A 9402-nucleotide genomic window follows, 5' to 3' on the forward strand; every position below is an offset into this window, starting at 1 on the left:
AAGAATGGCACCCGAGAACACCACCGCCCCGGTCACCGTCGAGGACCTCCCGCCGCACTCCCGGCTGCTGCTGAAGCTCGCCCGGCTCCGGCTGTCCGAGGAGCAGGTCGCCGAGGTCAGGTCCCTCGCCGCCCGGCCCGACCTGGACTGGGGCGCCTTCCTGGAGTCCGCCGCGTGGCACAAGATGCTGCCGATGATCGGCCGGCACGTCGACCGGTACCGGCTGGACCGCAAGACCGAGGGCTCGGCGGGCTTCCCGTACCCGTGGGTCTTCACCACCGCCTACCTCGGCAACCGCACCCGGAACCTGGCGCTGGCCGACGAGTTCGGCCGGGTCTTCGACGAACTCGCCGCCGCCGGCGTCAGGTTCGCCGTCCGCAAGGGCTTCTCGCTCGGCGAGGGCGAGTACCACGACCCCGCGCTGCGCCGGATCGCCGACCTCGACGTCCTGGTCGACCGGGCCGACGCCCAGGCCGCCGACAAGGTCCTCGCCCGGCTCGGCTACGTCCAGGGCCGCCTCGCCGAGGACGGCGAGCGGATCGAGCCGTACAACCGGGAGACCCAGATCTTCTGGCGGATGAACCTCAGCAACCAGTTGCCCTACCGCAAGACGGCCAGCCGGCCGGACATCTCCGACTTCAACGTCGACATCTGCCACGACATCTTCCAGAAGAAGTCCGGCATCTCGGCCGGCGCCGCCGAACTCCTCGACCGGGCCGTCCCGGCGACGCTCTGCGGCACCGCCGCCACCGTCCCGGCCCCCGACGACCGGCTGCTCGACCTCTGCTCGCACCTGCACAAGGAGGCGACCAGCCTGCACTTCGTCGAGGACCGGCAGGACCTCCAGCTGAGCAAGTTCCTGGACCTCGCACTGGTCGCCGGGGCGTCCACCGCCGAGGACTGGGAGCGGTTCCTGGAGCGGGTGCGCGGCTTCGGCGCCGAACCGATCGCCTACTACGCGCTGCACTTCACCGCACAGCTCTACCCCGAGGCCGTCCCGGCCGGCGTCCTGGACGCGCTGCGGCCCGAGGACACCGCCTACCTGGAGCAGTACGGCGCACTGGACGGCCAGACCGCCCAGTGGCAGGAGCCCTTCCTGCTCCGGCTGTTCGACTCCGGCCGGCACACCGCCGGCACCGCCTCGAACGTCCCGCTGCGGTGAGCCCGACCGCCCCGGCCCCGACGGGCGCACCCGCGCCGGCCCGTCCGGGCGAGCCCCGCCTGCTCGTCCTGAAGATCGGCGGCAGCGTGCTCTCCGACAAGCAGGGCACCGGGCAGACCGACTTCGACGCGATCGACGCCTTCGCCGGGCAGGTCGCCGACCTGGTGGCCGGCTTCCCCGGCCGGGTCGTGCTGGTCACCGGCGGCGGCGCGCTCTGCCACCCGGTCGGACTGCGGATCAAGGCCGACCGCCAGGACCCGTACGCCGCGGTCGCGTTGACCGAACCCGCCTTCACCATGCGGTGGGCCTGGACGACCCGGCTGCGCGCACGCGGCGTCCGGGCGGTGCCCCTGCAGGTGACCTCGATGTTCGGCGAGCACCCCGACGGCACGCCCATCACCGAGACCGCGGTGGTCCGCCGGCTGCTCGCCGAGGGCGCCCTGCCGGTGCTGTCCAGCGACTGCGTCGTCACCGCGGCCGGCACCCTGCGGATCCTCAGCAGCGACCACGTGCCCGCCCTGCTGACCGCCGAGGAGTTCGGCCCCGTCCGGATCGTCGCGCTCACCGACGTCCCGGGGATCCTCACCCGGGGGCCCGGCAGCGCCGTGCTGCGCCACCTGGACCCGGACGACCCCACCGCCGCGGAACGGCTGTTCTGGCCCACCGACGCCTGGGACGCCACCGGCGCGATGGCCGGGAAGGTCGAGGCGCTGGCCGAACACGCCCGGCGCGGCGCCGAGTGCGTCATCACCCGCGGCGACCGCGCCGCCGAGGACCTCCGCCACCTGTTCGCGCCGATCGCCGAATGGCCCGCCGACACCGCGTACACGCTGATCTCCCGTCAATGGAGCCCGTCATGACCCTCACCACCGCACGGACGGCCCCGCGGGTCGTCCTGCTCAACCCGGGGCCCGTGAACACCCACGAGCGGGTCAAGGCCGCCATCGGCTCGCCGGACGAGTGCCACCGCGAGCCCGAGGCCCAGGAGCTGCTGGCCACCGTGGCCCGGAAGGTCACCGCGGTCAGCGGCGGCGGGGACACGCACGCCGCCGTCCTGCTCACGGGCTCGGGCACGGCCGCACTGGAGGCGGCCGTCTCCTCCGTCGTGCCCGCCGACGGCCGGCTGCTGGTGCTCGACAACGGCCACTACGGCGAACGGCTGCTGAAGATCGCCGAGGTGCACCGGATCCCGGTGCTGCGGCTGGAGTTCGGCTGGGCCCGGCCGATCGACCTGGACGCCGTGGACCGCGCCCTCGCGGCGGACCCCGGCATCACCCACGTCGCCGCCGTCCACCACGAGACCAGTACGGGCATGCTCAACCCGGTCGGCGAGCTCGGCCGGCTGGTCGCCCGGCACGGCCGCTCCCTGCTGGTCGACGCGATCAGCAGCCTGGGCGCCGAGGACCTCGACGTCGTCGCCGACCACGTCGACTGGTGCATCGGCACCGCCAACAAGTGCCTGGAGGGCCTGCCCGGCATCAGCTTCGTCGTCGCCCCCCGGGAACGCTTCGAGCAGCTCGCCGACGTCCCCGGCCGGACCTTCTATCTCGACCTGCACGCCCACTACACCTCCCAGGTCGGCAGCCGCACACCCCAGTTCACCCCGGCCCTGCAGGTGCTGCGCGCCCTCGACGAGGCCCTCGACCTCACCGCCGCCGAGGGGGTGGCCGCCCGCAGGAAGCGGTACACCGAACGCGCCGACGCCATCCGCGCCGGCCTGCTGGAGCGGGGCGTCGACCTGCTGCTCCCGCCCGAGCACCGGGCGAGCTCCATCACCAACGCCCACCTCTCCAACGGCATGACCTACGACGAGCTGCACGACGGACTCAAGCAGCACGGCTACGTCATCTACGCGACCCAGGAGAAGTCCGCCGGCGTGTTCCGGCTGGCCAACATGGGCCAGCTCACCGCGGACGACATCACCGGCTTCTTCGCCGCCTACGACGAGGTCGTCCGCCGGCACACCACCCCGCGTTCCCCGTCCTCCCCCGCCCCGGCCGAAGCGGCGGCGGTGACCCGGTGACTACCGAAAGGCCCACGACCATGGCACCGATCCGGCTGGCGATCGTCGGCGGCGGTCCGACCTGCACCTACGTCCTGGAGCGGCTCGCCGCGCTCACCCGCGCACGGGGCACCGCCGTCCCGCTGGACGTCGTCGTCTACGACCTCTCCGGCGAGTTCGGCTCCGGCCAGGTGCACAGCCCCCGCCAGACCACCACCAGCTACCTCAACCGGATCGTCGGCCAGGTGGCGTTCGCGGCCGACGAGAGCGTGGTCGAGGCCGGCCCGCTGCTCCCCGAGGGCGACCGGCCGACCCTGCTGGACTGGTGCCGCACCCGGTTCGAGGAGACCGGCGACCCGGCCTTCGACATGGTCGCCGAGGACTGGCCGAAGCGCTACGTCCACGGCCTGGCCCTGCAGGACCAGTTCGAGCGCTACGTCGAACTGCTGCGCGCCGCCGAGGGCGTCACCGTCACCCTCCGGCAGGCCGAGGTCTGCGACCTGGAGGAGCGCGGCGACCGCTTCGCGGTCCTCACCACCGACGGCGAGCCCGCCTTCGAGGCCGACTACGTGCTGATGCTCACCGGCCACTCCTCCAACAAGCCGGAGACCGACCCGCTGCAGGTCGCCTGGGCGCGGTTCACCGAGCGGGCCGACGCCCGGCTGATCCCCTCCGCGTACCCCCTGGAGCAGTCCCTCACCCCGGACCGCACCGGTCCCGGGTCCTCGGTGGGCTGCCTCGGCATGGGCCTGACCGGCATCGACGTCGTGCTGTACCTCACCGAGGGCCGCGGCGGAGTCTTCGAGCGCGAGGCGGACGGCACGCTCGGCTACCGCCCCTGCGGCGCCGAGCCCGACTCGATCGTGGTCTTCAGCCGCAACGGCCTGTTCACCTTCGCCCGCCCGTACAACCAGAAGGAACGGGACATCGCCGCCCTGGAGTACAAGGGCGCGTTCCTCACCCTCGCGGCGGTGGCCGAGCTGCGGCGCACCGTCGGCCGGCGCAACACCATCAACGGCGTCGAACAGCTCCAGCTCGACTTCGAGAAGCACCTCTTCCCGCTCGTCGTGCAGGAGATGGCGCTGATCCACTACAGCACGCTGTACGGCGCGGAGTTCCGCGAGCTGGCGATCGCCGCGGCCCGCCCGGCGTACGAGAAGTTCCTCGCCGGCGCCGACGCGTTCGCCGACCACCGCGAGGCGTGCGACCTGCTGACCGGACCGATCGAGGCGCTCGCGCTGGACACCGCCGCCGCCGTGGACTGGGTCATCTCCGGGGCGGCCCCGCTCGACGGCACGGCCGGCGCCGGGCTGCCCGTCCGCGCCGCGACCGTCTCCTTCCTGACCGTCGTCCACGGCGCCGACCGGGCCGCCGAGCTGCTCGAACTGTCCGGCCGCCCCTACGAGTTCGCGGCCGCCGTGGCCGCCTCCAGCTCGCCCTGGCGGCACGCCGCGTCGGCCGCCAAGCACCGTTTCTCCTGGGACGGGACGATCAACCCGATCCCCCGCGGCGCCTACCGCACCCCGGAGGAGTACCGCGAGGTCTTCCTGGACTTCCTGGACACCGACATCCGCTGGGCCGCCCAGGGCAACCTCAGCAACCCGGCCAAGGCCGCGGCCGACGCCGCCTGGCGCGACCTGCGCGGCGTGGTGATCGAGGCCGTCGACTTCGGCGGCCTGCTCGCCTCCTCGCACCGGGACTTCCTCGACGTCTACACCGGGCACCACAACCGGCTCTGCCAGGGAGCCTCCTGCGAGGCGATGGAGAAGGTCACCGCACTGATCAAGGCCGGCTACGTCGACGTCTCGGCCGGCCCGGAGGCCCGGGTCTCGTGCGACGAGGAGGCCGGCAAGTTCCGCATCAGCGGGCCGGTCACCGGCGCCGAGCGGCTGGTCGACTCCCTGGTCGACGCCCGGGTCCACCGCTTCGACGCCGAGCGCGACGTCATGCCGGTCTACCCGAACCTGCTCGCCCGCGGGATCGTCCGCAAGTGGACCAACCCGGGCCTCGGCGAGGACGACTTCGTCCCCGGCGGCCTCGACCTCACGCCGGAGTTCCACCCCGTCCGCGCGGACGGGTCGGTCGAGCCCCGGATCACCTTCCTCGGCCCGCCCAGCGAGGGTGTGATGTACCACCAGATCGGCGCGCTGCGGCCGAACAAGGACCACCATGTGATCCGCGACATCCTCTGCTGGATCAACGCCTTCATGCCCCACGGCGACCCCGACCGGCAGAACCCGACCGACCGGCACCAGAACGACCGGCACCAGAACGAAGGACAGCACGCATGAGCACCGAGGCACACGCAGCGATCGGCACCGACGAGCGGCTCGCGGAGATCGCCGCCGCCCACGCCCGGATCCGGACCGCCACCGCGGCCCTCACCGAGGAGCAGGCCCGGGAGGCGATCGACCTGCCCGGCTGGACGCGCGGCCACGTCCTGATCCACCTCGCCGACCTCGCCAAGGCCTTCGCCCGGCAGGCCCGTTACGCGGCCCGCGGCGAGACCGTCGAGGTGTACGACGGCGGGCGGCCCACCCGCGACAAGTCGATCGAGGCCAACCACGACCGCCCGGTCGAGTGGCTGCGCGCCCAGCTGGAAGAGGGCCTGACCGCGCTGGAGGAGGCCTGGGCCGCCCTCGGCCCGGACGGCTGGGACCTGCCCTGCGCCTACCGCAACTCCCCGCTGCTGGCGACCCAGCTGGCCTGGTGGCGGGAGTCGGAGCTGCACACCGTCGACCTCGGCGTCGGCCGCCGCTCCGAGGAGTGGAGCCCCGCCCTCGCCGCCCACGTCGTCACCTTCCTCCAGCCCCGCCTCCCGCAGTCCCCCGCCGTGGCGCTGGTCGCCTCGGACACCGGGCTCACCTGGGACGACACCGCCGCGGCCGCCGTCGTGGTGCGCGGCGACCAGCGGGCGCTCGCCGCCTGGATGTCCGGCCGCCCGACCACCACCCCGCCCGTCGCCGACGGCGGCGCCGCACTGCCGGAGCTCAACGCCTGGCCGTAGGCCGTGTCTTCAAGGACGCACAGATGCCTCACAGGGGCGCGTGGGGGCACCTCCCGGCCGAAGGCTGGGGGAGAACTGCGCGATTCGGATGCGGGCCACCGTGCAGACCAGGTGAGCCGGATTCGTCAGCGGCACCACCCCCCGGACTGCGCAGTTCTCCCCCGGCCTTCGGCCGGGAGGTGCCCCACGCACCCCTGAATCGACCACCCGAACGTCTTTGAGGACAGCTCCCGGACCCCCCGCCGGGGCCGGCCGACGATCCACGCCCGGCCGCGACACCGCACGTCCGGCCGGCAGGCCGGCCCCGGCGCCCCACGACCGTTCCGCAGGAAGGTACAGCGCATGACCACCGCAGTACTCCCGTCCGGCCCCGCCGCCGGACCCGGATCCCCCCGACCGACGGCCGCGGAGGAACTCGTCCGCGCCTTCGCCGACCACGGCCACACCCACTTCACCGGCGTGCCCTGCTCGCTGCTCAAGGGCGTCTTCAAGGTGCTCGAAGGCCCGCGGAGCGACCTCACCGAGGGCCTGCGCTACCTCGCCGCGCCGCGCGAGGACTCCGCGATAGGCGTCGCCACCGGACTCGCCGTGTCCGGCGCCAAGCCCGTGGTGCTCATGCAGAACTCCGGACTCGGCTACTCGCTCAACGTGCTGACCTCGCTCAACCTCATCTACGACGTGCACGTGCCGCTGGTCGTCAGCTGGCGCGGCCACGACGGGAACGACGCCGTCGAGCACGACATCATCGGCCGCGAACTCACCAACCTGCTCGACGTCTTCGACCTGCGCTGGACGGTCTTCGACCCCGAGGACGCGTACGCCTCGGTCGAGCGCTGCCTCGCCAGGGGCGAGGACGGCCGCCACACCCCCGTTCTGATCGTGAAGCAGGGAGTCTGAGGATGCTCGGGATCCAGGAAGCCATCGTCGAGACCACGCGGAAGTTCCCTTCCTCGCTGTACGTCTCCACCTGCGGGTTCATCACCCGCGACCTCTACAACACGGCGGACCGGCCGGAGAACTTCTACCTGGTCGGCTCGATGGGCATGGCCGCCCCGGTCGGCCTCGGGGTCGCCCTGGCCCGGCCCGGCAAGCAGGTCGTCGTCCTCGACGGCGACGGCTCCTTCGCCATGAACCTCAGCGTGCTGCCGATGATCGCCGAGCACCGCCCGAACCTGGTCCACGTGGTCCTGGACAACGGCGTGCACGAGAGCACCGGCGGCCAGCGCCCGGTGCAGATCGGCGACCCGGCCGGCCTCGCCCTGGCCGCGGGTTACGCGGCCGCGTACACCGTCGACTCGGCCGAGCAGCTCCGGCAGGCGGTGCCCGCCGACGGCCCGACCCTGCTGCACGTGCGCTGCGCGCCGCGCGGCGCCGCCGCCGGCAAGCGGGTCGAGTGGACCCCGCAGCAGATCGTCGCGCGCTTCACCGAGCGGGCGGCGGCATGAGCACCGACACCACGGCCGTCGAGGACGGCGTCCGGCGGATCGTCGCCGGCGTCCTGCGCACGGCGCCCGGACAGGACGACCCCGGCCCCGACACCGACCTCTGGTCGGCCGGCCTGGACTCGATGGGCAGCGTCTCGCTGATGGTGGGCCTGGAGGACGAGTTCGGCATCGAGTTCCCCGACGCGATGCTCGACCGGGAGACCTTCTCCAGCGTGCGGAGGATCTCCGAGGCCGTCCGCAGCCTCGTCTGACGAAACGTCAACCATCCGGCAACCACCTGGAGCCGTCATGCCCCTGGACCTCAACCGGCTGCCCCTGCGCTCGTCGAGGACGGTCGACCTCAACCTGCTCAAGGTGCGGATCGCCACCAACCTGGAGGAGTTCGCGGCCTACGCCTACTTCTCCCGCGAGGCACCGCCGGGCGAAGAGCCCGACCACGAGATCTACTGCATCGACCTCGACCGGGACGACCACGACACCGACGAACTGGCCCGGCTCGCCGACCGCTCGCTGCGCGCCAAGCGCTTCCGCACCGGCTACTACCTGAACCACGTCTTCGGCGACCCGGCGTACCTGATCACCGAGGGCCGGCGCTCGTACGTCTTCGGCCGGCGCCTGGAGCGCACGGTGTGGCCGTACTTCGTGAAGCGGATCCTCACGGACTTCGCCGTCGACCACGGGTACCTCCACCTGAAGGCCGCCGCGTTCGTGCTCGACGGCGGGGCGACCCTGCTCGTCGGCCCCAACGCCGGCGGGAAGACGGTGTTCATGACCCAGGCGTGCCTGGCCGGCGCACGCTTCCTCAGCAACACCCACCTGCTCGTCCGGGACGGGTACGCGTACGGCGTGCCGTCCGCCGTCCGGGTCCGGCGGGACGCCTCCTTCGGCCCGCTCATCGACCGGCACGGCCTCACCGAACACCTGGAACAGGGGGACTTCGTGGCCTCCCCCGAGCTGCTGTTCCCGGGCGAGCCGGTCGACGCCGCACCGATCCGCAACATCGTGATCACCGACTTCGACCCGTCCCGACCGCCCGGCTTCGAGGAGATCCCGACGACCCGGTCGGAACTCTTCCTCGACCAGTTCGCCTTCGCCGTCACCACCTACGGCCTGAAGGACGACCTGATGAACCACTGCGGCGGCGACGTCCTGCGGTTCACCGACGTGCTGGGCGCCATGAAGGCCCAGCTCGCCGAACTCGTCGGCGGGGCACGGTGCTTCCGCTCCAACGTCGACATGCTCGACCCGGCCGCCCGGGACGCCGTACTCCGCGAACTGGCCGGCACTCACTCGGCCGGCGCCCCTGCGACCGGCGCAGCCGCCGGCCTGCAGGCCGCGGGCCGGTGACGCCGCTCGTCGCGGCCGTGGTGCTCGTCGCCGCGGTCACCCACGCCGGTTGGAACGCGATCGCCCACAGCATCAAGGACGAACTCGCCGGACTGTGCATGGTCGGCGTCGGCCGGACGGCGTGCGGGGTGGGCCTGGCCTGCCTCGCACCCGTCCCGGCGCCGGCCGCCTGGCCCTGGCTGCTGGTCTCGGTCGTGCTGCACGTGGTCTACCAGGTCCTGCTGATGCGCTCGTTCCGGCTGGGCGACTTCGGGCAGGTGTACCCGATCGCCCGCGGCACCGCACCGGTCGTGGTCACCCTGGTCGCCGCACTCGTCGTCGGCGAGCACCTCGCCGCGGCGAGCGCGGCCGGCGTGGGGGGCCATGTCGGCTGAACAGACGTCCAGGCTCGACCGTGTCGACCGTGCGATCCTGCGGCTGCTGCAGCAGGACGGCCGCG

At 72.9% G+C, this 9402-nt stretch carries 9 protein-coding genes and 1 pseudogene; all 10 read left to right on the forward strand.

Features of this window, described 5'->3' with window-relative positions; genetic code table 11:
- The first annotated feature begins 4 nt into the window (after positions 1-4).
- A complete protein-coding gene (locus ABZ641_RS04775) occupies positions 5-1162 on the forward strand; it encodes a nucleotidyltransferase family protein (protein ID WP_344623873.1) in 1158 nt (385 codons plus the stop codon).
- Positions 1159-2022 carry a hypothetical protein gene (locus tag ABZ641_RS04780; RefSeq protein ID WP_359979178.1) on the forward strand — a complete coding sequence of 288 codons (864 nt, stop codon included), beginning with the start codon at positions 1159-1161 and terminating at the stop codon, positions 2020-2022. The genes ABZ641_RS04775 and ABZ641_RS04780 overlap by 4 nt, the downstream gene beginning before the upstream one ends.
- On the forward strand, positions 2019-3185 hold the full coding sequence (locus ABZ641_RS04785) for a 2-aminoethylphosphonate aminotransferase (protein ID WP_344623871.1): 1167 nt from the start codon (positions 2019-2021) through the stop codon (positions 3183-3185). The genes ABZ641_RS04780 and ABZ641_RS04785 overlap by 4 nt, the downstream gene beginning before the upstream one ends.
- A 20-nt stretch (positions 3186-3205) precedes the next feature.
- On the forward strand, positions 3206-5455 hold the full coding sequence (locus tag ABZ641_RS04790; protein WP_359979182.1) for an FAD/NAD(P)-binding protein: 2250 nt from the start codon (positions 3206-3208) through the stop codon (positions 5453-5455).
- Complete coding sequence (locus ABZ641_RS04795; RefSeq protein ID WP_359979185.1) at positions 5452-6171, forward strand: maleylpyruvate isomerase family mycothiol-dependent enzyme; 720 nt, start codon at positions 5452-5454, stop codon at positions 6169-6171. Before ABZ641_RS04790 ends, ABZ641_RS04795 begins: the two co-directional genes overlap by 4 nt.
- Positions 6172-6513: 342 nt before the next feature.
- Positions 6514-7068, forward strand: coding sequence for a thiamine pyrophosphate-binding protein (locus tag ABZ641_RS04800; RefSeq protein WP_359979188.1), 555 nt, complete (start codon positions 6514-6516; stop codon positions 7066-7068).
- A gap of 2 nt (positions 7069-7070) precedes the next feature.
- A complete protein-coding gene (locus ABZ641_RS04805) occupies positions 7071-7616 on the forward strand; it encodes a thiamine pyrophosphate-dependent enzyme (protein WP_344623867.1) in 546 nt (181 codons plus the stop codon).
- Positions 7613-7867, forward strand: coding sequence for a phosphopantetheine-binding protein (locus ABZ641_RS04810; RefSeq protein ID WP_344623866.1), 255 nt, complete (start codon positions 7613-7615; stop codon positions 7865-7867). Before ABZ641_RS04805 ends, ABZ641_RS04810 begins: the two co-directional genes overlap by 4 nt.
- 37 nt (positions 7868-7904) lie before the next feature.
- The gene (locus ABZ641_RS04815) at positions 7905-8963 is read left to right on the forward strand and encodes a FomB family phosphonate monophosphate kinase (protein WP_359979191.1); all 1059 of its coding nucleotides are present in this window, start codon (positions 7905-7907) and stop codon (positions 8961-8963) included.
- Positions 8960-9289 (forward strand): annotated as a pseudogene (locus tag ABZ641_RS04820) (EamA family transporter); the annotation flags it as partial. The gene ABZ641_RS04815 and the pseudogene ABZ641_RS04820, both read left to right, overlap by 4 nt.
- Between the last annotated feature and the right edge of the window lie 113 nt (positions 9290-9402).

The sequence above is a fragment of the Kitasatospora sp. NPDC007106 genome (assembly GCF_040634455.1).
Classification (GTDB): Bacteria; Actinomycetota; Actinomycetes; order Streptomycetales; family Streptomycetaceae; genus Kitasatospora; species Kitasatospora arboriphila.